This is a genomic window from Metabacillus sp. 22489 (genome assembly GCF_052044855.1).
GTDB lineage: Bacteria > Bacillota > Bacilli > Bacillales > Bacillaceae > Metabacillus > Metabacillus niabensis.
In genome coordinates this window covers 1-22,140 of the sequence record NZ_JBQENT010000045.1, presented here as the reverse complement: position 1 = coordinate 22,140, position 22,140 = coordinate 1, and the positions used below count along the sequence as shown (strand labels likewise).

28 protein-coding genes, 2 riboswitches and 1 other annotated feature are annotated in these 22,140 nt (G+C 34.3%); of the genes, 9 read left to right on the top strand and 19 right to left on the bottom strand.

Annotation, left to right across the window (positions count from 1 at the left end):
• The first annotated feature begins 45 nt into the window (after positions 1-45).
• Positions 46-546, top strand: a complete 501-nt coding sequence (locus tag ACTJJ9_RS20970; protein WP_145581158.1) for a DinB family protein — start codon at positions 46-48, stop codon at positions 544-546.
• Positions 547-650: 104 nt separating this feature from the next.
• On the opposite strand, the gene ACTJJ9_RS20965 is transcribed toward ACTJJ9_RS20970, so the two are convergent.
• Both ACTJJ9_RS20965 and ACTJJ9_RS20960 read right to left on the bottom strand, forming a co-directional pair.
• Positions 651-1,256 carry a TetR/AcrR family transcriptional regulator gene (locus ACTJJ9_RS20965; RefSeq protein ID WP_145581159.1) on the bottom strand — a complete coding sequence of 202 codons (606 nt, stop codon included), beginning with the start codon at positions 1,254-1,256 and terminating at the stop codon, positions 651-653.
• A 33-nt stretch (positions 1,257-1,289) separates the two neighbouring features.
• A complete protein-coding gene (locus ACTJJ9_RS20960) occupies positions 1,290-1,910 on the bottom strand; it encodes a GNAT family N-acetyltransferase (RefSeq protein ID WP_145581160.1) in 621 nt (206 codons plus the stop codon).
• Between the two features lie 371 nt (positions 1,911-2,281).
• Between ACTJJ9_RS20960 and ACTJJ9_RS20955 the strand changes: the two genes are divergently transcribed.
• A complete protein-coding gene (locus tag ACTJJ9_RS20955) occupies positions 2,282-3,460 on the top strand; it encodes a YeeE/YedE family protein (protein ID WP_145581228.1) in 1,179 nt (392 codons plus the stop codon).
• Positions 3,461-4,250: 790 nt separating this feature from the next.
• On the opposite strand, the gene ACTJJ9_RS20950 is transcribed toward ACTJJ9_RS20955, so the two are convergent.
• Positions 4,251-4,487: a hypothetical protein gene (locus ACTJJ9_RS20950; protein WP_095299595.1), complete on the bottom strand. Its 237-nt coding sequence runs from the start codon at positions 4,485-4,487 to the stop codon at positions 4,251-4,253.
• A gap of 121 nt (positions 4,488-4,608) precedes the next feature.
• The gene (locus ACTJJ9_RS20945) at positions 4,609-4,995 is read right to left on the bottom strand and encodes a hypothetical protein (protein ID WP_145581161.1); all 387 of its coding nucleotides are present in this window, start codon (positions 4,993-4,995) and stop codon (positions 4,609-4,611) included.
• Positions 4,996-5,318: 323 nt separating this feature from the next.
• Positions 5,319-5,481, top strand: a riboswitch (M-box (ykoK) riboswitch).
• A 259-nt stretch (positions 5,482-5,740) separates the two neighbouring features.
• Between ACTJJ9_RS20945 and ACTJJ9_RS20940 the strand changes: the two genes are divergently transcribed.
• The 3 genes from ACTJJ9_RS20940 to ACTJJ9_RS20930 all read left to right on the top strand — a co-directional run bounded on the left by ACTJJ9_RS20940 (position 5,741) and on the right by ACTJJ9_RS20930 (position 7,674).
• Positions 5,741-6,679, top strand: coding sequence for a magnesium transporter CorA family protein (locus ACTJJ9_RS20940; RefSeq protein ID WP_095299593.1), 939 nt, complete (start codon positions 5,741-5,743; stop codon positions 6,677-6,679).
• A gap of 176 nt (positions 6,680-6,855) precedes the next feature.
• Positions 6,856-6,953: riboswitch (guanidine-I (ykkC/yxkD leader) on the top strand.
• 65 nt (positions 6,954-7,018) lie between these two features.
• Positions 7,019-7,360: a DMT family transporter gene (locus ACTJJ9_RS20935; protein WP_145581162.1), complete on the top strand. Its 342-nt coding sequence runs from the start codon at positions 7,019-7,021 to the stop codon at positions 7,358-7,360.
• On the top strand, positions 7,360-7,674 hold the full coding sequence (locus ACTJJ9_RS20930; protein ID WP_145581163.1) for a DMT family transporter: 315 nt from the start codon (positions 7,360-7,362) through the stop codon (positions 7,672-7,674). Before ACTJJ9_RS20935 ends, ACTJJ9_RS20930 begins: the two co-directional genes overlap by 1 nt.
• A gap of 379 nt (positions 7,675-8,053) precedes the next feature.
• Here the strand turns inward: ACTJJ9_RS20930 and ACTJJ9_RS20925 are convergent, their stop codons facing one another.
• Both ACTJJ9_RS20925 and ACTJJ9_RS20920 read right to left on the bottom strand, forming a co-directional pair.
• On the bottom strand, positions 8,054-9,121 hold the full coding sequence (locus tag ACTJJ9_RS20925) for a serine hydrolase domain-containing protein (RefSeq protein WP_145581164.1): 1,068 nt from the start codon (positions 9,119-9,121) through the stop codon (positions 8,054-8,056).
• Between the two features lie 216 nt (positions 9,122-9,337).
• Positions 9,338-10,585, bottom strand: a complete 1,248-nt coding sequence (locus ACTJJ9_RS20920; RefSeq protein ID WP_095299625.1) for an MFS transporter — start codon at positions 10,583-10,585, stop codon at positions 9,338-9,340.
• A gap of 104 nt (positions 10,586-10,689) precedes the next feature.
• Positions 10,690-10,936, bottom strand: a binding site (T-box leader).
• 749 nt (positions 10,937-11,685) lie between these two features.
• Between ACTJJ9_RS20920 and ACTJJ9_RS20915 the strand changes: the two genes are divergently transcribed.
• On the top strand, positions 11,686-12,627 hold the full coding sequence (locus ACTJJ9_RS20915) for a DMT family transporter (RefSeq protein ID WP_440768857.1): 942 nt from the start codon (positions 11,686-11,688) through the stop codon (positions 12,625-12,627).
• Between the two features lie 202 nt (positions 12,628-12,829).
• Here the strand turns inward: ACTJJ9_RS20915 and ACTJJ9_RS20910 are convergent, their stop codons facing one another.
• From ACTJJ9_RS20910 to ACTJJ9_RS20900, 3 genes are all read right to left on the bottom strand, one after another.
• On the bottom strand, positions 12,830-13,372 hold the full coding sequence (locus ACTJJ9_RS20910; protein WP_145581166.1) for a GNAT family N-acetyltransferase: 543 nt from the start codon (positions 13,370-13,372) through the stop codon (positions 12,830-12,832).
• A gap of 147 nt (positions 13,373-13,519) precedes the next feature.
• Positions 13,520-14,251, bottom strand: coding sequence for a class I SAM-dependent methyltransferase (locus ACTJJ9_RS20905; protein ID WP_145581167.1), 732 nt, complete (start codon positions 14,249-14,251; stop codon positions 13,520-13,522).
• A gap of 164 nt (positions 14,252-14,415) precedes the next feature.
• Positions 14,416-14,589: a hypothetical protein gene (locus tag ACTJJ9_RS20900; protein ID WP_170944291.1), complete on the bottom strand. Its 174-nt coding sequence runs from the start codon at positions 14,587-14,589 to the stop codon at positions 14,416-14,418.
• 292 nt (positions 14,590-14,881) lie between these two features.
• On the opposite strand from ACTJJ9_RS20900, the gene ACTJJ9_RS20895 reads away from it, so the two are divergent.
• Positions 14,882-15,352, top strand: a complete 471-nt coding sequence (locus tag ACTJJ9_RS20895) for a DinB family protein (RefSeq protein WP_145581168.1) — start codon at positions 14,882-14,884, stop codon at positions 15,350-15,352.
• Between the two features lie 120 nt (positions 15,353-15,472).
• On the opposite strand, the gene ACTJJ9_RS20890 is transcribed toward ACTJJ9_RS20895, so the two are convergent.
• The 9 genes from ACTJJ9_RS20890 to ACTJJ9_RS20850 all read right to left on the bottom strand — a co-directional run bounded on the left by ACTJJ9_RS20890 (position 15,473) and on the right by ACTJJ9_RS20850 (position 20,944).
• A complete protein-coding gene (locus tag ACTJJ9_RS20890; protein ID WP_145581169.1) occupies positions 15,473-16,015 on the bottom strand; it encodes a hypothetical protein in 543 nt (180 codons plus the stop codon).
• A 108-nt stretch (positions 16,016-16,123) separates the two neighbouring features.
• Entirely contained in the window at positions 16,124-16,807 is a 684-nt protein-coding gene (locus ACTJJ9_RS20885; protein ID WP_145581170.1) for an MBL fold metallo-hydrolase, read from the bottom strand.
• Between the two features lie 38 nt (positions 16,808-16,845).
• Complete coding sequence (locus ACTJJ9_RS20880) at positions 16,846-17,310, bottom strand: hypothetical protein (RefSeq protein ID WP_186324139.1); 465 nt, start codon at positions 17,308-17,310, stop codon at positions 16,846-16,848.
• Positions 17,246-17,467: a hypothetical protein gene (locus tag ACTJJ9_RS20875; RefSeq protein ID WP_186324140.1), complete on the bottom strand. Its 222-nt coding sequence runs from the start codon at positions 17,465-17,467 to the stop codon at positions 17,246-17,248. The genes ACTJJ9_RS20880 and ACTJJ9_RS20875 overlap by 65 nt, the downstream gene beginning before the upstream one ends.
• Positions 17,467-18,225, bottom strand: a complete 759-nt coding sequence (locus ACTJJ9_RS20870; RefSeq protein WP_145581171.1) for a GNAT family N-acetyltransferase — start codon at positions 18,223-18,225, stop codon at positions 17,467-17,469. Before ACTJJ9_RS20870 ends, ACTJJ9_RS20875 begins: the two co-directional genes overlap by 1 nt.
• 21 nt (positions 18,226-18,246) lie before the next feature.
• Positions 18,247-18,648 (bottom strand): YvaD family protein, encoded by a 402-nt coding sequence (locus tag ACTJJ9_RS20865; RefSeq protein ID WP_145581172.1) that lies wholly within the window; start codon positions 18,646-18,648, stop codon positions 18,247-18,249.
• A 220-nt stretch (positions 18,649-18,868) separates the two neighbouring features.
• Complete coding sequence (locus ACTJJ9_RS20860) at positions 18,869-19,423, bottom strand: histidine phosphatase family protein (protein ID WP_145581173.1); 555 nt, start codon at positions 19,421-19,423, stop codon at positions 18,869-18,871.
• A gap of 349 nt (positions 19,424-19,772) precedes the next feature.
• A complete protein-coding gene (locus tag ACTJJ9_RS20855; RefSeq protein WP_440768856.1) occupies positions 19,773-20,216 on the bottom strand; it encodes a nucleotidyltransferase in 444 nt (147 codons plus the stop codon).
• A gap of 344 nt (positions 20,217-20,560) precedes the next feature.
• The gene (locus ACTJJ9_RS20850) at positions 20,561-20,944 is read right to left on the bottom strand and encodes a nuclear transport factor 2 family protein (protein WP_145581230.1); all 384 of its coding nucleotides are present in this window, start codon (positions 20,942-20,944) and stop codon (positions 20,561-20,563) included.
• A gap of 421 nt (positions 20,945-21,365) precedes the next feature.
• Here ACTJJ9_RS20850 and ACTJJ9_RS20845 point away from each other — a divergent pair, with 421 nt between their 5' ends.
• Both ACTJJ9_RS20845 and ACTJJ9_RS20840 read left to right on the top strand, forming a co-directional pair.
• The gene (locus ACTJJ9_RS20845) at positions 21,366-21,662 is read left to right on the top strand and encodes a hypothetical protein (protein WP_095299567.1); all 297 of its coding nucleotides are present in this window, start codon (positions 21,366-21,368) and stop codon (positions 21,660-21,662) included.
• A 25-nt stretch (positions 21,663-21,687) separates the two neighbouring features.
• Complete coding sequence (locus ACTJJ9_RS20840; RefSeq protein WP_440768855.1) at positions 21,688-22,002, top strand: MGMT family protein; 315 nt, start codon at positions 21,688-21,690, stop codon at positions 22,000-22,002.
• Between the two features lie 49 nt (positions 22,003-22,051).
• Here the strand turns inward: ACTJJ9_RS20840 and ACTJJ9_RS20835 are convergent.
• Positions 22,052-22,140 (bottom strand): IS3 family transposase (locus tag ACTJJ9_RS20835; RefSeq protein WP_440768581.1); only part of this gene is annotated, 89 nt, incomplete at its 5' end.

The following is a 22,140-nucleotide window of genomic DNA, read 5'->3' as shown; positions in this document are numbered from 1 at the left end:
CAAACATCAAGTTTAAAACAAATAAGGTTAAGGAGTAGATGTTAAATGAACCATGCAAAACATATGTATGAATACCATGTTTGGGCCAATAAGGTGTTACTAGAAAGAATAAAAGAATTACCAAGCAATGTTCTATATGAAGAGGTTAGTAGTTCATATCCAAATATTGCTCAGACGTTTAGTCACATTTATGTAGTAGATGTTATGTGGTTACAAGCACTTAAAGGAATTGAGATGCAAGAAGCATTGGAAGGTTCTATGGCTTTATTAGAAAGGACTAACTCATATTCTGTAGATGAATTTATTAAGTCTTTTGAAGAAGTAGCTTCACAGTACGAAGAATGGATGAATAGCCAAAAAGATTTAGAACAAAAAATGAATTTGAATAATCCTTGGTCAGGTGCTAGAGATACTGCTTACTCAGAAATTTTATTTCATGTTGCTAATCATGGTACTTATCATCGAGGGAATGTCACAACGATGTTAAGACAACAAGGGTATGCTTCGACAATGACTGACTTCGCTTTATATTGGTATCAGAGTTAAGTCAAATAAAGCATGTTTTGAAGTTATTTCAAAACATGCTTTTAAAAATAGAACGCAGGCTAACCTTTAGTGAAAGTATCTTTATAGCCTTACCTTTTTCAAGCTTAATAGTCTTCCTTCAATAAAGCAGATGTTACTATATTTAAACTTGGTGTAATAAATTGTTCACCTAACAATAGTTTCATCATTGATAACCCTTGTATTGAGGCGAAAAAGTAATATGCCATTTCTGTAGCATCTCCATTTTTAAACTGACCAAGCTTCTGTCCCTTTTTGATAAGAATGACAGTTTGTTTCATCATGGCTTCACTTTGCTTTTTTAGTTGTTGAACTTGATGAGATGGATTATCTGCTGAAATAGCCTGGTTCATAATCATAAGAAAATTTGCGAATTCATCATCTTTTTTAAAGTCATTTAATATCTCTAATGAAAATTCTTTGAAAACTTCATTTGGCGGCAAGTCATCTTCAAACCGTTTAACAATATGCTCTAAACCTAAAGTTGCATAGGATATTAGCTCATTAAATAAATCATCTTTCGTTTTGTAATGACGATACAGTAGTCCAGTGCTGATGCCAGCACTTTCTGCAATATCTTGTACTCCAGTTGCCGCGAATCCTTTCTTAGCAAATAGTTTAATCGCAGAGGAATGTATTTTGTTTTTAGTTGCCAATCTCATTGCCTCAAATTGTTCTTTTGTTCTAGGCAAAAGCTCTCCCTCCTTTAACAGGAAAACATATCTTTATTTTTCCTCGTATCTTAATGACAATAAATTATTAATCCCATTTTTCTTTGCTATCTTTTCCGGTATAGGTTTTCGTTTATATTCTTTAAACCCTAATTTCTCATACAAACGCATTGCCGGAATATTCGTGTCGGCAACCTCTTCAATTAGATAATGATGATAAGGGGTATTTTGAATAATATGCTGAATCATTTGTGAGGCAACACCCTTCCCTCTGAATTCAGAAGCTGTTCCAACAAACTCAATTGATCCTGTTTTGGTTGGAAAATCTTTATAAGGAGCTTCAAATTCCTTTTTAAGAAAGATACCGGCCATACTCCCCTTGATAAAACCTAGATACTTTCTTAATTCATTTTTATTTAATCGTACAGATAAGGTGTTACCATCTGTACATGCTGTCATTCCTGCGACCTTATTATCTACCATAGCTACATAGAATTGGTCTAAAACAAACATGTGTGCAAAAGCCTTTGCTAGTATGTTTTTGTCCTTTGAAAAATAAACAAGCCATTGAGCAAAGCCTTCAGCAAAAATTTCAGCCATTTGATTTCTTACATCAATATCTTTATCAATTCTATCCGCTTTAATAATTTTTACCTTATCATCATCTTTTTTCATAAGGATTCTCCTTTTTTAATGAATGAATATATTTTCATTATAAAATCCTACTATAACAGCGTCAAATACTAATGTAGCTCACTGGAGTTGAAAGAAATCGCATTTTTAAAAGGAAGGAAAAACTAATAAAAAAAGCGATGCTTCTTAAATAAAGTTTTGCATCACGTTATTAGAGTCATTTTTAATAAAAACTGGAAAACCTTTATTTCTTTACATTTGATTTATATTGTATTAGTATAGGAAAGTATTTTAAATCATACTTATCCTATAGGTTATTGAGGTGAATGAAATTGTCACAAACAGCAGTAAATACTACTAAACAGTTGAATGTTAAATCCGCTTCAACGACTTATGTAACAAACCTTAGCCCAATGCAAAAGGGATTCGTTGCAGTCGGGGTTATTATATCTCTTATTCTATTATTTGCGATTGTTCATGCAACTAATTGGATACAAGGCAGCCTATTCATTATAGGTTTAGTATTAGGAGCAACATTGCTTTATGCCCGCTTCGGATTCACTTCAGCTTTTCGAAGACTTGTTTCAGTAGGAAATGTTCAAGGACTTCAGGCACATATGTTAATGTTTGCCGTCTCAACTACATTATTTGCTATTATTCTAAGTACTGGCTTTAGCTTTACAGGTATTACACCACAGGGGTATGTCTCTCCTGTTGGGGTTAGCGTTATTTTTGGGGCTTTTCTTTTTGGAATAGGCATGCAGCTCGGAAATGGATGTGCCTCAGGAACGTTATATAATTTAGGTGGAGGCTCATCTTCAATGATCCTCACTTTAATCGCCTTTATTTCAGGTTCAACTCTTGGAGCTTATCATCTGCCATTTTGGAATAGCACACCTGCCCTACCGCCGATTTCTTTAGCAGAAACTACTAGTCTTGGATATTTTGGCGCTTGGCTTATTCAAATGGTCGCATTTATTGTGATCTACTTGATTACTATTCAGATTGCGAAAAAGAAAAACCCTCCAATGATGAAGCCACTTCCGACAACAACTGGTTGGAAAAAGGTTTTACGTGGGTCATGGCCATTATTTACGGCAGCGATTGTTTTAGCAGTACTAAATGCATTAGTCCTTACAATTCGCGGAAATCCATGGGGAATCACTTCTGCCTTTGCTTTATGGGGTGGAAAATTCCTTGATATAGTGGGAATGGATGTTTCCAGCTGGGGTTATTTTGCCGGTGCAAACGGAGAAGCACTTAAAAACACAGTCCTAGCGGATTCAACGAGTGTGATGAACTTTGGAATCATTTTGGGTGCGTTTATTTCCGCTTCCTTCCAAGGTACCTTTAAGCCTAAAAAAATAAAATTAGGTGTAGCTGGAGCTGCTATTCTTGGAGGCTTATTAATGGGATATGGTTCCCGTCTTGCATTCGGATGTAACATTGGTGCCTATTTTGGCGGTATCTCTTCCTTTAGCATTCACGGATGGGTTTGGGCCGTCATGGCGATGCTCGGAACATTCGTTGCATTATTTATCCGTCCATTATTTGGGCTACGGGTTCCATCATCAAAAGACACATTTTGTTAGTCAGCTTTTAAGCTTGCAGAGTTAATTTTCTGCAGGCTTTTTTATATATTTTTATGAATTTGTTCAAATATTTCTCCTCGAAACAGTTTCTTTCCAATTCATTATGCTTGCTGAAATCACATTGGGATGAAGAGGTCTTTTACTACTCAATCTAGTTAGTAAATTGTCATACTTAAACGAGCTACACAATCAATATAAGCTACTGTGTTTTTCCATAAATAGCTAAGCTGATAAATACAATCCTGCTTATTATTATCGTAGAAAAACTACGTTAATAGATATATTATATCTATTAACGGAAAAAACCTTATAGAACAAGAGCTTTATTTAATAAAACCAGCGTATAACTGGAGGTGTACCTGCTTCTGGTAAAAGATATACAAAAACAAAATAGAAAGAAATTAAGAATCCCAATATTAGTACAAAGATGGAAAGTACTATATTCTCCTTTTTTATAAGTCCAAGTAGTCCGCAAACTAAACTTGCCACTCCAAGAAATAATTCAAAAAAAGCAATTGGATATACCGAAAAATGTTCGATAATATACACTCTTGCGGAATTAAAGACGGAAATAAATAGAAAAAATATGATTTGCAATATCAGACCTATAAAAGAAAAATTCAATTATAAAACTCCTTACTCATAAAGTGAACTTGGTTGTTTAATTATACATAGGTATTCTATGTATGTAAATGAAAATTGTTAACTAATTGAAACTCCGACTTCACGATGCTCCATCTTTATTTGAAGAAAAAAAGCGATGCTCCTTAATTGAAGTATCGCTATATTACTATTCGTTAAGTTTTTTCACTTTCAGCTTAGACTTTAAATTTAAAATAAACTCGTACCCAAAGGCTGCTAACAATCCCGACCAAAAAATCACATTAGTAGGAATAGGCTCAGTTCCACTTAGTGAAGAGTAAGTATAGTTTATAAATAATAGAAACATATAGGTGTAAAACCCAAAGATTGCACCTTTTCTCCAATGAATTTGCTCGATTTTAGACATATTTCTAAAGAATTTCACTTTAAACCTCCATACCAAAATCTTACTCTTACAAATCCTTTAAACCACCTAGTCAACTAACTATATCCATATATAGAACAACCATTTCACAACTTTTCTTTTTAATAATGACAAAATTGCTTTACCCTTCAACAATGGCTAGGTATTTTAATACTGAATCTCCTGATTCAACAATTAAAATGTCCCCTCTTTCCTTCGCTGAAAAAATCTTTGTACCAACTGGAAGTTTATTCGACATCCCATCATAAAAATCTGTATTCGTATCATTTTTCGTTTTAATTTCACCGATTTGAACATCCTTTGATAAAGACAATTTATCTACCCAATCAACATTAGATTTGTAGATGACTCCATCATACTGAAAAATATCGGCATTAGAGTCTAATCTTAACACCTCATCGGCATCAATAGTGTCAATTGATACTTTCGTTGTGTCCCCTTCATTAGAGCATCCAGTAAACGTAAATAAAGTTAATGCAACCACGGTATAGAATAACTTCTGAAACAATCGGTTTCCCTCCTTTTACATAATAGACGAAAATTACCATATAAAGTTACTTATTCACATTAGTCGAGTAGAAAGGAACCTCTCTATCTCAAGTGGGATTATTCATCATTAACATCAAACTATTTCATACTGATTGAGGAAGGAGTTTAATAATCAGATAATTGATAAGGCTTTACAGACCTTTCATATCAGCCGTCCATTTAGTATGAAACTACACTGCTAAATGTTTTAATAAGACCAGACACAAAATTCACCTATATCGGGATATCATAATATTTTGTTGACACAATCGTAAAAATTAAGTAAGGTGATTTATAGTTAAATAAGTCTTCTGTTAGGTGAGGCTCCTGTATAGAGATACGCTGCTGCCCAAAAATGTCGAAAGACGCCAATGGGTCAACAGGAAAAATCGGATTAAGGTTTTTCTTAACGTAGCTGGTATTAACCTATGCTATACAGTGCTAAAACTCAACGTGGGGGGACCATTCTAAATGTACGATTCATTTTACTTTTTGAACCCCTTTCTATATAAGAAAGGGGATTTTTTTTGGAGGTGAGGATGAAATGGACGCTGAGGATCCCTGTAGTATATGGTTTAAAAGGTTATATTTGAGGTGTTTAATTTCTCCTCATATTTCCAAAGAGAATGTAACAACAACTTACTAATATTTATGTAGAACTCAATACGACTTAATTTGTCGGTATCATAACATTTCCTTTTATAGAGTAAAAAGAGGTGGAAAAAATGCTTAATATATACAAAACATCGCATGAAGGTAAAATCGTTGAAATAAACAATATTGAAGAAAACTGCTGGATAAATATTTCTAATCCAACATTCGAAGAACTCAATCTCGTTTCTAGACAATGCAAAATTCCCTTTGAATTTTTGGAAAGTCCGTTAGATTTAGAAGAAAGTGCTCGAGTTGAATATGATAAAGAAACGAATTGCACGTTAATAATCAATGATTTTCCGATCATTGATAGCAGCAATCAGCATTTTCATTCTTATATTACAATCCCTATTGGAATAACGTTAAGTTCTAATTACTTTATCACTGTTTGTAATCAGCCAAGCAGCTTAATCGAAAATTTAATCAAGAAAAATGTCAACACAACGATGAAGAGCCGGTTCGCATTAGAGATTTTATTGGCGATTTCAACACTATATATAGAGAACTTAAAACAGCTTAACAAACAACGCCTTAAAATTGAGAAGACTTTGCGCGATTCTTTAACAAACAAGCAACTTTATGACCTTATGGAGATTGAAAAAAGTCTTGTTTATTTCCTCACTTCTTTAAAGGCTAATGGCGACGTTCTAAGAAAAATGTTTTTGACTACGTCTGTAAAATTATATGATGCAGATAAAGAGCTTTTAGAGGAAGTAAGAATTGAAAATACACAAGGAATTGAAACGACAGAATTATATACAAGAATTTTGAGCAGTATAACCGGCTCTTATTCATCGCTAATATCCAATGAATTAAATAATACAATGAAAACTCTAACGTTATTTACAGTATTTTTAACTCTTCCTACGCTTGTATTTAGCTTTTTTGGGATGAATGTCAATTTACCAATTGTTGCGGAAAATCCTTTTTCTTGGGTCATTACGTTGATAATAGCCCTGCTCTTAATTATGTGGATAGGTTTAGTACTATGGAGAAGAAGGATAGTTTAAATTTAAGTGCTTTTCTAAAAAAAATATACTGAACTGACAGTCGTTATGACATTGTAAATAGCTTCTTTATTATTTCATTCCGATTCAAGTAGGGACAGAAAACGGATTTTATTATTTGTCATAATTTCCCATTGAATTCGTATAATATTTGTGTAAAATATAAATCAATTGCATAGTTAAAGGTTTTCTAGGGTTCCGCAATTTACGATTGGTCTGGTCCGAGAGAAAACTCACAGCACCTGCTGTGTCACGGAAGGATAAAAGCCTGGGAGATAACTGTTTATCAGTTTCTCTCAGGCTTTTTTGTTTTTTGTCAATAAAATTGGAGGTGTCATGTAAATGAACACAAACTGGATGAAAGTAATTGTTGCTGCTTTTTTTGAAGTGTTTTGGGTTATTGGATTGAAACACGCTGATGACTTTTGGACTTGGGCTGGAACCGTTATATCAATCATTATCAGTTTCTATGTAATGATTATGGCGGGACGAAAGCTTCCCGTAGGGACTGTATATGCAGTTTTTGTAGGATTAGGTACAGCAGGAACCGTTATTGCTGATATCCTTATCTTTGGAGAACCATTCAAAATAAGTAAAATACTAATGATTTTACTGTTATTAGCGGGTGTAATTGGATTGAAATTAGTTACTACCGATAAAGGTAAGGAAGGGGCTGATTCTTAATGGCTTGGATTTCTTTAATTTTAGCTGGTTTATGTGAAATGTTTGGGGTTGTGATGATAAATAAACTTCATAAGGACCGTAATTGGAAATCCCTTGTTCTATTAGTTGTTGGATTTGGAGCAAGTTTCCTATTTCTTTCTTATGCTATGGAAACACTCCCTATGGGTACAGCTTATGCAATTTGGACAGGGATCGGCGCTTCTGGTGGAGCAATCCTTGGAATGCTGCTATACGGGGAATCAAAAGATTGGAAAAGGTTAGTCTTCATCTTTATGGTTTTAGGTGCAGCAATAGGGCTAAAGCTTGTTTCATAATTTAATTGAGGTTGTATAGAAGAAGCCTACTATGCTATCAATTTTAGGCTTTTTCTTCTTAAACTCCCTCAGTTTGATACGTATATCTCTCGAATGCTCACTTATTCGCAGAATTTCATAAGTTTCTAGTACTTTATATGAACAGTAAGGCTCCTTTCGTCAAGGTGTGCATCGAGTTTCTTTATTCGTTGTTTGTCTTGACTTGGATATTAAAGTTCTCCTTTAAACTTGAGATAATTTGAACTCTATATACGTATCTTCCTGAGGATCTTTATTTTTTTCATCAGTTCAGATGTTAAGTTTCAAAATAGTGCAATAAAAAATACGATTCTTCTTTATTGACGGATCACTACCCTTTATTTGAGAAAACACATATCTTTTATATAATTTTATTTAATTTATTTATTACCTTCATTAACATAAATTTGACCCCTTTTCTTTCATAGGAAAAATCATTAAACGTCCCAATTAAATAGGTATCCATCTTTGGGTGATAAAACATATAGGACCCTGTAGCACCTGCATGTCCCCAGACATTAAATATTTTCGGCATTAGAAGTGGAACTGTTTTGAACTGCATAATCCCATATCCATAATCAATTCCTACACCATATTTCGCTTTATCGTTCATCATCATCTCAAGTGTTTCCTTTTTTACCAACTGATAGGATACTAACGCTTTCATAAATTTCAACAGATCTTCTCCAGTAGATACTACTCCACCACCAGCATAGTCGAGGCCTGCATATCCTTTGTGATTAGTTAATTTGTTTTTGTTAATATAAAAGTCTGATAAATGTTGGGTATTTTTGTCTAGTGGATCGGAATAGTGTAGCATAGATGAGTTCATCATACCGAGGGGTTGATAAATAAATTGCTTCAAAGCTTCATGAAAAGGTATACCAGTTAGGTTTTCGATTATTAATCCTAATAGATGATAGTTTGTATCGGTATATTTAAAGCCATTACCTGGAGGAAAATGAGGTTTTTGATGTGTTTTTGCCCAAATGATTGCCTCTTGTGGACTTATCGTAAAGTTTGGATCATCAAGAACCTTATTTAGTAATGGACGGAAATTATCATACAAACCAGATGTTTGATTTAGAAGATGTTTAATTTTAATGTCATTTGTATAATCTTTCCCTTCATAAACATTAAGGTGTTTAACTATTTCTGGATTTAAATAGTTGGTCATCCTATCTTCGAATGATATTTTCCCATTTTCATATAACATACTAATCAATACCGACGTGAATATTTTCCCAACACTTGCCATATAAGCTGGCTGTTTTGGATTCATTGCTCCTTCTGCAATATGTAAATGGATACTATTTCTTTCTGAATGAACTAGTAAAAATGCACTCTCTAAATTTTTGTCCTTTTGTACTTGTTTGATAAATGACTTTTCTATTGAATTGATTACTTTTTCCCTTTGATTTGTTTGCACAAATATCCCCCCAATTACTTGATACCTAAGTTTCTCCCATTAATTCCACATGAATTTAATTTATCCTTCCTCCACCTAACTGACGATTTACATTAATTACAAGATTTCATAATCCTTTAATTAAGCAAAATTCAAGTATTCTAAAAAGAAGGCTCTGTCTTATTTAATTCTGTTCCATCGTTCGAGAGCTGGTGATACTAATTCTGACAAACTATGTTACACCCCCTTAGTTTCAACAGATGCTGACTGGTATAATAGCCTTTTTGATGGTAAAAAACAGAGGGTACATAATGTTATCGATAAAATCATCATCAATAAAACTCCTATTATAACAACAGTTTGAATAGAACCATTTTGAGCTATAATCCCCATAATGCTTGTTACGATAATCACTAAAATTGCTTGTATTAGACTATATACACTCCCGATCCGTCCCATCACATCAACAGAGATATTGTTCTGATAGAATGTAAGAAAGCCAGTATTCGCATAAGCGATAAAAAAGGCAAGGAGAAAGAAACCAATTGCCGCAACGAAAAACGAGCTTGAAAAGGCATAAATGAGATACCCAGCTGAGACTAGAACAGAACCTAGACCAATCAATAATGAGGTTTCAATCTTTTTCACGAGAAAGGCGTTAATAAACGCTCCAACCGCAATACCTGCTCCAGCTATCGTGACGAGAAAGCCATATTCACTGTCAGATAATAAAAGGACCTCTTTCGCAAAAGTAGCTTCGAGTGAATCAACAGCACTCGCCATAATAACCATTACGCCATTAAACAAAAAGTAAATCATCATGACATAACGATTTCGGGAACTGTATTGGGCAACAACAGACCAATCCTTTTTTATTATCTCCAATGATAATCTGTTACTCGCCGAAGGAACAAAAGCTCCCTTCTCCACATCAGGCATTCCTAACGTAATCATTCCTGATATAAATAAAGCAACTGCATTTATATAGATTGCAAATATTGGAGTACCCATTAAAAACAATAATCCTGCGACTGCTGGACCTAATAAAAATGCACCTGATGTAACTAGACTATGAAGAGAATTAAATTGCTTTCTTTGTTCTTGCGGAATTAGCTTTGTTATATAAGTCATTGATGTTGGCCCAAATATTGAACTGGCCATATTGATAATCAATACAATCATATAAATTAGCGCAATAGATGAAAAGAAAGGTAATATCGCTATAAACGTAGCTCTGAATAAATCAAGAAAAACCATTAATTTTCGTTTGTTTAAGCGGTCAATCATACTACCTGCCCAAAAGTTAGAAAATAAAGTAGCCAAAGACTTTATAATATAAAGGCCTGATACCGCAAGTGGTGAACCAGTCATATCCAAAACGATTAAATTAAGAGATAAGAAATAAATCCAATCACCGATATTTGAGATTCCAATTCCCAGCAACAAAATTGCCGGATATTTCCAGGTCACTAGTTTTTTCTTTATGTTCATCAATAAATCCCCCTAGTACAATAAAAAAACTAAAATGCTTAAATTATTTATTAGAATACGCAAAAAAATCCCGTTCCCAAGACTATATAAGCTAAAGTCTTGGGGACGAGATTTTTTAAATCGTGGTGCCACCCCAGTTTATTAATATGTCACCATATTAATCTTTTCAGGTACAATCATCCTATACCTTAGCTCTATAACGGGAGCTCCCGTCATACCATCCCCCAAAAGGTTCCGATATCATACTCAGAGGCTTGTTTCAATAAATCATCCTTACTCCTTTTCACCATACGGAGCTCTCTGGAAAGAAATGATTTTATCTACTTTTCTCTTCAACGCATTTAAATATTATTTCTATAATACTGAAGTTAACATTTTATGTAAATATAAATTTATCAATAACAATAAAGTTAGAAAATATAAGAAAACTATCTATAAGTTATACACTTCTTACAAGATTTTGATTGTGCTCTATATCCTTCGTAAAACCAGCTCTTTCGCTGTAGGATCACTATCTTTATAAACTATTTAACTAGTATTCAGCGTATGCTGAAGTAGTTTGCTCCATTAAATATATCAAAAATGTGTGAGAGTTCGAAAGATTAATACCGCAGCTAAGAATAGCAGGAATTAGCATATCTAACGGAACTACATTACAATAATTAAACCTCGATTTACATAGGTATCTAATTGTCCTTTTTCTTATCATCAAGTTTTCTTGAACAGTAGAAGCATAATAAACCGATAACGAAAGAAATAAGAAGGGAATTGCTCCAAGCACAGGCATAATAATTGCCCAATAAAGTAGATACACACTTATAGCAAAAATAAACCAACTGATTATTAGTAAAAAGCTTAATACGAACTCTTTTGATGCGTTCAAGAACATCCCTCCCAATTATTTCTGTTTTTTTCATATAAAAATATTTCTAGATGTCTTTAGACATATGTATTTCCTTTTCCACCATCCTTTGGAAAAGCCATTCTACTTGAATAATAGGATTAGGCAAAAATTCGATACAAATAAGTTTAAAGTCTACTTATTTTTGTGACATAATAAGATTCGTGGGTTTTTATAGAAATGAGGTGGAAGAATGTTCGCGGCTCTTTTAGGCATCGGAATTGGATTCAGCTTGGCTATACAAACAGCCATTAATTCTCAATTGAGGAAATTTGTTATTTCTCCTTTTTTAGCTTCAATGGTCTCATTTTTAATTGGTACAGTTTTTTTAGCTATTATTACCATAATAAGTGGATCACCATTAGGAATTCCTTTAAGTCTGATCTCAAGCCAACCAATTTGGATTTGGTTTGGAGGTTTTTGTGGTGTGATTGCACTAACGACAAATATTCTTCTCTTCCCTAAACTTGGGAGTGTGGAGACATCTGTTATGCCTATTATAGGCATGATTATGATGGGAATGTTAATTGATAATTTCGGATGGTTTAACTCAATAGAACAGTCCTTTGGGATAAGCCGAATACTCGGTGTTTTCTTACTCTTATTAGGTGTAGTTTTAGCTGTAGTTGTACCAGAAGTTAAAGCAAACCGTCATGCCTCCGAAAAAACAAAGCAAAATCAGGTAAACCGCTGGACATGGCGTATGATTGGAATCGGGGCAGGAATGTTTATGTCTATTCAGGCAGCTATCAATGGAAAGCTAGGAGTCGTTCTCGATTCTCCGTTCCATGCTGCATTTGTTTCCTTCTTTATTGGTTCCGTAACGTTAATGATTCTTGTAGGCATAAAAGAGCGGAGTTTCACTAATATCAAGGAGCCTATCAAACAATCTGCCCCTTGGTGGGTTTGGCTTGGTGGTATTATAGGTGGAATTTATGTACTAATTAACGTTTATCTTGTTGGGCAAATTGGTACGGGACAAACCGTAATTCTTGTCTTATTTGGTCAGATTACTGGTAGCCTTCTAGTCGAACAATTCGGACTATTAAAATCTGTTAAGAATCGAATAGTCCCAATTCAAATATTAGGTCTAGTTATCATGCTCAGTGGTGTATTTTTAATAAAAATGATTTAACTGCTATGCAAAATTGACCGAGTTGATAAAACTAGATATGAATCAACTGCTGACGCTGAGCAATTAGTTGGGAGCCAGTCACATCTAGCAGGGCATAATTAGCTTATTATATTTATTAAATAAGAAATTTATCGGATGATCTTCCAACCGAGGAAGATCTTTTTTTGCGAATTTTTGTACGTAAACTCCTTCTGTTTGTTAACTATGGCTTGCAACGTTTATACTCGTTTTGCAGAAGACCATACACATCAACATCCTCGTACGTATTTTGCAAACGTTTATTTTGCCTTAATGTTCCTTCCTTTTTTAAGCCTGCCTTCTCTAGTACTTTTTTCGATGCGATGTTTCTTGTTATCGCTGATGCGCAAATTTTGTTTAAGCTCAAGTTAAATCCAAATTCGATTATCTTCTTTACCGCTTCCGTCGCAAACCCTTTTCCCCAATAATCTTTCCCAATCCAATACCCGAGCTCACCTTTATTATGATGTTTATCAACCCTTAACGTAATCGTGCCGATTATTTCATTTAATTGCTTGCAAACGATTTTTAAAGGGTATTCATCCCCTTCGTTCATTTGCTTTGGTTGAATTGATATCCATTCCTTAGCATGTTTTAATTCGTAAGGATGTGGAAGACCGATGATATCCGCCAATACTTTGTCGTTTGCTAAATCTCGAATTCTAATTGCATCTTCTTCCTTAAAAGGCTGTAAAATTAAACGTTCAGTTTCTAATATCAAATCCATCCTTCATCCCCATTCTTATTAATTGTTTTATATCTTTATCCTCAGCAAGTCTTATATTTATCTATTTCTCTCATTAGTAAGAAAAGGCAACGGATTCTCCGCTGCCATTATCGTTCTTTTCTAAGAAAAACAATCTAGCTTAGCATTTTACTTTTTTGCCGAAATAATTAAAAACATAGGTCTACGAAGTTCATCTTTCATGTCAGGTATCGTGTTTAGCATTTCCACAGAAGGGATCGGTTCTTCAACAGCACTAATTGTAAAACCTGCCTTCATTACGTCATTTAAATAAGTTGAAATCGTCCGGTGATATTTTATGACGTTATTCGTTAGAAATGTTGTTTCACGAATTCCTTCTGATTGATAATGGTCAACCGCCCAATGCAATCTGTTCCCTTTGTCATCATAATACCAATCTTGCTCATCTCGTGACGTGAAAATTGGATGCTCTACTGAAAAAACAAAAGAACCTTCAGGCTTTAAACTATCATATACCTTTTTGCAGACTTCCCTAAAAGACTGAATGTAATGGAAAGCTAACGAACTGAGCACGACATCAAATTGACCATTTGAAAAATCTATTTCCTCTATCGGCATTTGAATATATGAAATCGCTGGATCATCCGTTTTCTCACGTGCCTTTTGTAGCATCTTTTCAGAAATATCAACTCCGATAACAGAGCTTGCTTGTTGCTCCCTTGCGTACCTACAATGCCAGCCGAAGCCACAGCCTAAATCAAGTACGCTTTTATTTTTCAGCTCAGGCAGCAGCGTTTTTAGAACGTGCCATTCACCAGCAGCCTCAAGTCCCTTAACTGAACGGGGCATTTTTTCATATTCTGAAAAAAACTGAATATCATCATATTTATTTTGCTTCATCTTCATCCATCTCCTATAAGTAAAATAGCCTCCTAAAAACAATCCGATATTCTATTTAGGAGGCTATCTATCTTCTTCTAACCACTACCTACACCCCAATCAAATTATTTATGCACTTTTTCCGTTCTCAACATGTCACTAGTCGTGGATTAAATAAGCTAAAATCATTTATCAGATTTTCCCGTTGGCAAATACTTTGTAAAATACGCAGCAGCAAGGATACAAATGACCGATAATGACCAAATAATGATTCCTTCCCATGGAAAATCAATAGCTAAGCCAACCGTTTGGATGACAACGCTTAGTAAAAGAAAAAGCATCGTTAATCTTTTTTTCAACGTTTTTTCTCCTTTTTTACTATATTAATTCAACGATTTTTCTGTACATTCCTGCTTTAAATGGAACATTACGGAAAGATGTAAGCAGATTATTAGCTTTTTCAATGGCTTTTGTTGATTGAAGACCGCTGCTTAGAGAAGTGTGTCAACGGGAGCCCCACAGACGTTCACGAAATCAACACCCAAATTTAATAGAGCGCTCTCAAAAAAGTATGAAAATTTCTTCAACAGCACATTGAAACGAACATATATTCGTGTATAATATTCATAAGCGAGTAAAGGAGGGAGTTCTTTGAATTCCATTGATTTAATTATTTTAAATTTTAATGAAGTTAGAAGAAGAAGCATAAAGGTTTGGACATCTATCCATGAGGATAAGCTCCATTGGAAGCCTGATGCTGAAGCCATGAGCTGTATTGAAATGATTCGACATGTACTTGAAAGTGAACATTATTACCATCTTGCCCTTTTAAATAGAGGAAGTTTATCTGCCTTCAATTCCCCTTTTGAAAACAGACCATTTACTACAGTTCATGCTGAATTGGAGTTTGCAGAGCCTTATCGAGCTAAGTTCATCGACACAGTTCAGTCATACTCTGAAGAAGATTTACAAACGATAAAAATTGACCGCTCTGACTCAGGATACATAAGAGATTTAGGTGACATGCTCCTACGTATTGCCTATCATGAATCAGTCCATACAGGTCAGTTACTCGATTACTTAAGAACAGCAGGAGTTCCAAGAATTCGCATCTGGGACTAATTCTATTTATAGGTACTTTCACAATGGTATACACCTTTTTCTAATCGAATGCCAAGGTTATAAGTCAAGCAATCGTAAAAGGGTGAAGTTATTTATCTTCACCCCTCAATTAAATATTATCTAATTGTTTATTTCAACAAATTGTTGAAGGTTATTTGCAATATACTTATTTATATTGCAAATAGTCATCGGGGCAATTTTTATGAACTCGTCATATAACGAATTGATTGATTCCTGGAGCTCTTTATTAAAATTCAGATGCTCACGGGTAATCGCAAAGTCTTCTAATGTAGCTGGGTGATCATGTCGTTTTAGTACTAATTCAATTTTATCAAGCAATGAAACGAACGAATCATCATCAAAATACTTTATACTAGTATTAAGTGCTGACCAACTTTTCGGCTGAGCCATAAAATATGCGCTCCACCAATAAAACTCAGGAATTGATTTACTGACATGATGATAATACACATAAAACATAAATAATGCTTGCTGCCCTTCGGTTAGTTGCTTGTAAAACTGTTCTTTCATTTCGGAAATAGGAATACTGGTTTCCTCTTTCATTCTAGCTTTATACACATTAATAAGAGGTTCAAAGCATCCTTTGCTAAGGTCAATACGTGTTAATAATTCATAATCTTGACGATTCATCTTTACTAGCATATAATCACTCCCTATGCGAATTATACAGCATTTGGAAATGAACGTATATTTTATTACGACAAAGTATGATTAAACTTCTTTCCACTTTTTCATCTTGCTCTTATTTTATTAAGGAAATTTCCCACCATGATAACAATAGTAGGTATCTGCTTTAAGATTTTTAATTTTATCCAAAGACTTTTCTGCAGTCTCAATATCTAAACAAAAATGTGGGTTAGCAATGATTAATTTTTGATTTTCATTCACAGCGGCATCACCTGTTATAACACTATGTAAGCTTGGGAAATATAATGAAATATGCCCAGATGTATGCCCTGGGGTAGCGATTACTTTACATTTGTTATCTAAAATCATATCACCGTCACGTACTTTTACATCGATCGGAACATGCTTCAAGTTTTTTAACTGTTGGATAAAAAACTTGCCGAACTCGATTTCTTCATCAGGCATTTTTTCAAGCATTTCTTCAGCTTGAACGAGTCTCTCTGACTTTATTTCTCCACTAATGTATTTGGCTTCCACCTCACTAGCTATAATGGTTATCCAAGGATATTTCTCTTTAAAATCATACAAAGAACCTATATGATCATCATCATAGTGTGTAATAATGATATTTTTTAAATCCTTCATTTCATAACGATTTTTTCTGATTTCATTTTCTATTAGCGATAGAAAATTTGAATATCCTGTATCTACAAGGGTTAATTCATTTTTGTCGATAATTAGACTAGGATAAAGATAATTTTTTTGGCTATTAAACTCAAATTTAATAGGTAGCTCTATTATTTTCATTTCCCTCGCTCCTCACTCACGAGATTTGTTTAATCTCCCTACTTAACCTCTATAACAAATGCATACACAGCACTTCCATTTGATACGTTTTCCTGCTTTTCATCCATCCACCAAGTCCCATATGAATAATAATATATACCTTTTTCCATAGGTGCAGAAAAACGGTTATTTTCAACCGGAACCTCAGATTCTTTATTATTGTATATTTCGGAAACATGGATTTCATTTGGCTTTGGCTCATAATCCATTTCAAACGTGATCTGTTCCCCTGCTTTTACTTCAATCGGCTTTTTCCCTTCTAATAATTCGACTGGTCCAGCTGTATCGGCACATATTCCTTCCCCTTTTGAATGCCAACAATAGGATCCAAGTGTTGTAGGATAGCTTTTATTCGCAATTTGTATCGTTGCTTTCGGCGGTTTCTCCCCTGATAAGCCATTATTTGAACATCCCATTATCAACGTTCCAAGCAAAACGAAGATACTTAATAAATTCCATTTCATCCATATTCCTCCTTTTCAATATAGACGAATTACTTTCACTTGCGTTACCTATTTTTCTCATTTTTTTTGCTTCATCATATTGAAGTAGTGAACCGCTATTTTTCACATAAAAAAACGTACCCGCTTTACATTGAGATACGTTTAAATGAAGTTCCATTAGACTAGCTCCTTTAATCGTTTCATTGCAGAGTGAACGGTCAGTCTATGAAAGGAAATTAACTTATTCTTGTAAATAACTCCGTAAACACCATATGGAGTAGGGGAAAGGTGCAGTAATTCTTCTCTCGTTTTAAAATCAATGATTTCTAAAAATATTCCTAAATGATTTGCTGCTTTCACAATATTGTCTGTGGAAATATCGATAAATGGGCATTGCGGTGTACGCACGATTGTTAAATCGTTAAATGATTCAAGTCGCTCATCCCAATTATTCGGGAAATATGGCGAAACTGCATGTTTTAGCTTATAAACTAGTAATTCAAATCCATATGGTGCCTCATCAACCTTAATAAAGTTATTTTTCATAAAAATTTCCTTACTAGGTGTCCACGAGGTGTCAGGATTCGTAACGACGATTACACCAGCTTTATTTTGTTCCTTTGCCTCTTGTATACTTTGTTCAATCAGCTTTGTAGCATAGCCTTTTCCCGTAATATTTACCCATAAGCAGTGAATAACGAGATAATTTTCCCCATAGACTGCACGTGAACAATTTTCAATTGGCGCATATTCAATAAACCCTGCTGGCTTGTTATTCTCCATGATTTTTACATACTTTAAGCCTTCGTTAAATCGCTCAACAAGCCATTTGTTCTTATTTATGTAACCTGTTGAATTTGGCTTACTCCGCAGACAATAGCATCCTGACTCAGCCATATTCTCTTCAACAATTTGGACCATTTCAATTGTTCTCACTTTTTTCTCTCCTCCATCTATTCAGGAACCTAATGAACGATCGTCAAGCTTAAAAAATTTCGGAATAAAAAACAATGGATAGATTAGCAAATAAAGATTTGGTATCCACCATGAAGGATCAAAATCACTTCTTATTGCCCAAAACGATATCGCCTGTAACCCGGAGCAGGAAGTCAGAATCAAGGAAATCAGTGCCATCTTACTCCAATTTGGATTTCCTTTTTTATAGAAATAGAGACTAGTAAGTCCAGTTATTGAAATGAGGATATCTAATGGCAGGAATGACCAATTCCAAGCACTTAATATCGGATTGTTATAATCTTTGAATAGATAGGAGTCAGGAATAATATGTAATAAAGTAATGAACCAATATAGGATAAAACCTACATCTGTTATCCAGAAAAATACCTTTAATGTTTTCAAAAAATCCACCTCTTCTAAATAAATGTCATTACTAGATTACGTTAATAAAAGGAAAAAGTTTCAAATTAATAGATTTAGAGGAGCTGACATTTGAAAAAAATTACTATACCTGTATTTACCTGTTACTATAATCTAGCAACACTTCTTTGTTTCGTTCGATAATTTCATCTATTGTTAAACCAAACATGATTCAATCTAAATATTTTCCTTTAATATATACTTAAGCCTCCCATATCCTCTCAACATGAACTGAATGCCCTAAAACTGTTAATTTATATACATCGGGATTTGTCAGCTGACGCCACTCATTAAATCCAAATCGTTGATCAAAGGAGTGTAAGATTAACGACATTAAATTGCCATGAGTAACAATCGCTATATGTTCTGCATCCTTTTGTAAATACTCCTTAATAACATGACTACCTCGATTCATCGCATCCTTACTTGATTCTCCACCTTCATACGTAAGCTCCAAATCCGCAAATGTTGCCTTTAGCATTTCCAACCAGTTTTCATTTGGTGCCTTACATAGAATCCTTTCAGATAGCCGGTCGTCTACTTGAATCGTACGTCCTAGCTGTTCTGCTAATGGTTTTATCGAGTTTAATGCTCTTGTATATGGACTTGATATGATACAATTGATCGGTTTATCTAAGAAAAATTGTGCAAGCTCCTTCGCTTGCATTAAACCATTATTTGTTAAAGCCGCATCAGGCTCTTGCCCCTTAGCCTCACAATGACGGATCAAATATATGACTTTTTCTTGTCTATTCATTTTTCCACTCCAATACGCAATAATTATTTGTTCTCGTTATCCTATCTATCAACATAGCTACCCAAGAAAATTTACAAAAAAAGCAACTCTATTTTTGCTAGATTTAATCGAAAGAAAAGCTATATACAAAAAAGGGACTAATCAAAGCGATTAGTCCTCATCTTGATGCTTTATAGGCGTCATATTTTTCCCGAAAAAAATGACTAACTGAAAGTGCCAATGTCGATAAGAAGTCACTTATAACAGATAAAACACCGACAATAAGTTCCATAATTACCAGCTCCTTCAAGTTGATTATCTCATTTTCAACTTGAATATTCCATACATTTCTATTTCAAACATATCACTTTTACTCCAAATTGCTTTTCCCTAAAGAAAAACCATCAAATAACCGTCCGCCATAGGGCTGTAAAATATGATCTACTAATTGAATTACTGCCGTTTTGCTGCCAGTTCGGTAAAAACGATCAAAGGCCTCGATCAATTGTTTTGTGAATTCTTCATCATATTTTCTTAATGAGCGAACCGTCCATTTCGATGCACCCATCCATTTACGATTTGTTCTAAGCACGAATTCACTTGCTAGCTCTGCAAGTGTATTGGCAATAAATATTTCCTCTCCACGATTAGAACAACCGATAAAATCTTCAAGTGCATCAGTTATAAAATATCGCTTTGTATTGATCGTTTCAAGAGACCATTCTTCTGGACCTTTGACTAAAAGCTTTTTCGCTTCCTTTTTAATGCATTCAACTACACCATCATCCTTTAGAATTATTCCTTCTGATACCATAGTTGGTAAGGATGATCTTCGAAAAATTGTTGGTATGAGGTAAGATTATGCACAAAGACTTCAATAGCCCAGCCGAAATCTAGTAACGACTCTCGATAAGATGAACGAACGCTTTGATCGAAAATAACAAGGTCAAGATCAGATGTTTCTGTTCCTTCACCACGAATAACACTCCCGGCTAATAAAGCTCCTTGACATTTTGGAAAATACTTATCGATAAATTGATGTGCTGCTTCAAGAGGACTTATTTTATGTAACTCCCCAATTCATTCACCTCTATCTCCTAATGATTGTAACCAAATAAAAATGCTTTTTTTCTATCATAACGAACATTTTTCAACAGTTCAGCTAAAATCTTCAATCAATAAGAGCTTCCCATCATGAAAACGAAAGATTGATGTTCCTTTTAATTGTAGCTTATCACCACGGTTTAATCCGTTTGGCAAATCCATTGCAAGGGTTGCCTCATACTCAATTTGTATCTTTACTCTGTCATCGATTTCCTGATAATCGCTCATTGTCTGATGCCGATTAGAAAAAACCTTCGCAGCCTTTTCAGCTAACGTTCTAAATTCATCTATACCTTTTGTTTCTGCAGTCAATTCACCATTGGAATAATTTCTAAATACAATCTCTTTATCTAGAAGCTTTATCATTTGCTCGATATGAAACGAATTGTAAGACTCAAGATACTTTTCAATGATTTTTTTACGCTGTTCACTATCCATAAAATCATCACCCCAAAATAGATTATGAAATATATATTCCACAGAACAGATAAATCCCCTTTATATGTAAGAACTGATAATACGATCAAATAATTTAAGAACAATACCCCAGTAAAAAAATAAGACTGTTATATTAAACGTATTTCCTCCAACTATGCAACTAGGTAATTTAAACTATTTATGACCAATCGAAAAACACCATTATTTTCCACTCAGGCGTTCTAGCTTTTTCTATGCTATAATAGAATAGAATGTTGTAAGAAAAACACCACATTTTAAAGATCTTCTCTATTTTATAGGATGAAAGTAATAAGGCTCTTCATTTCCACATCTTCATGAATAATCCCCATAGTATTTAGAAAAACCGAATGAAAGCAACTAATTTCATTCGATTAAATAGGAAAAGGAAAGGGTGTTAAGGATGAATTTAGATGCTGATACGATTTACTGTTTGGAAAACCCTGAAGCAGGGATAAAAAGAATCGCTACTGGTAAAGAGTTAAAATATGAGGATGTCGTTAAAGAGGTTTTTGGTGTTGCGGATATTAATGATCTTATGATGATGATTGAATATAACAAACAGTTTCAATTAAGTGTTTGTAATGCACGCGGTATTCAAGAGGACGAAATTAAATTAGAAATGATTTTCCGCGTTGCTACTGCGCAGGATAAGAAACAAGCAATTGCCATGAATACTGAAGGTAATGTATCATCTTAATCGCTTTAATGAAAGAGGTTTCGAAATGCTTCCCTTTACAGAACGCGTAGTACGAATTATCAAACATATTCCTCCTGGAACAGTCATGACGTACGGACAAATTGCAAGGCTAGCAGGAAGTCCTAGAGGCGCCCGACAGGTTGTAAGAATCCTTCATTCAATGAGTGAAAAACACCAATTGCCTTGGCATAGAGTTGTGAATTCAAAGGGGGAAATTGCGCTGAAGGATCCTGAGGCGTTCCATGCCCAATATACCTTTCTGACCGATGAAGGAATTATTATTGGTTTAAATAACCGAATTGATTTGAAATTATACCAATTTATTCCTGACGAATTCTAATTAAGAAAAAGCCCTCTTTGGAGCTTACCCCTAAAAGTTAGAGTTTTTATTATGCAGCTGATTGGCTGGATTGAATTCGGTATTCAACCGGACTTAGTCCAGTCAATTTTTCTTTTGATCGTATATTGTTATACCAGT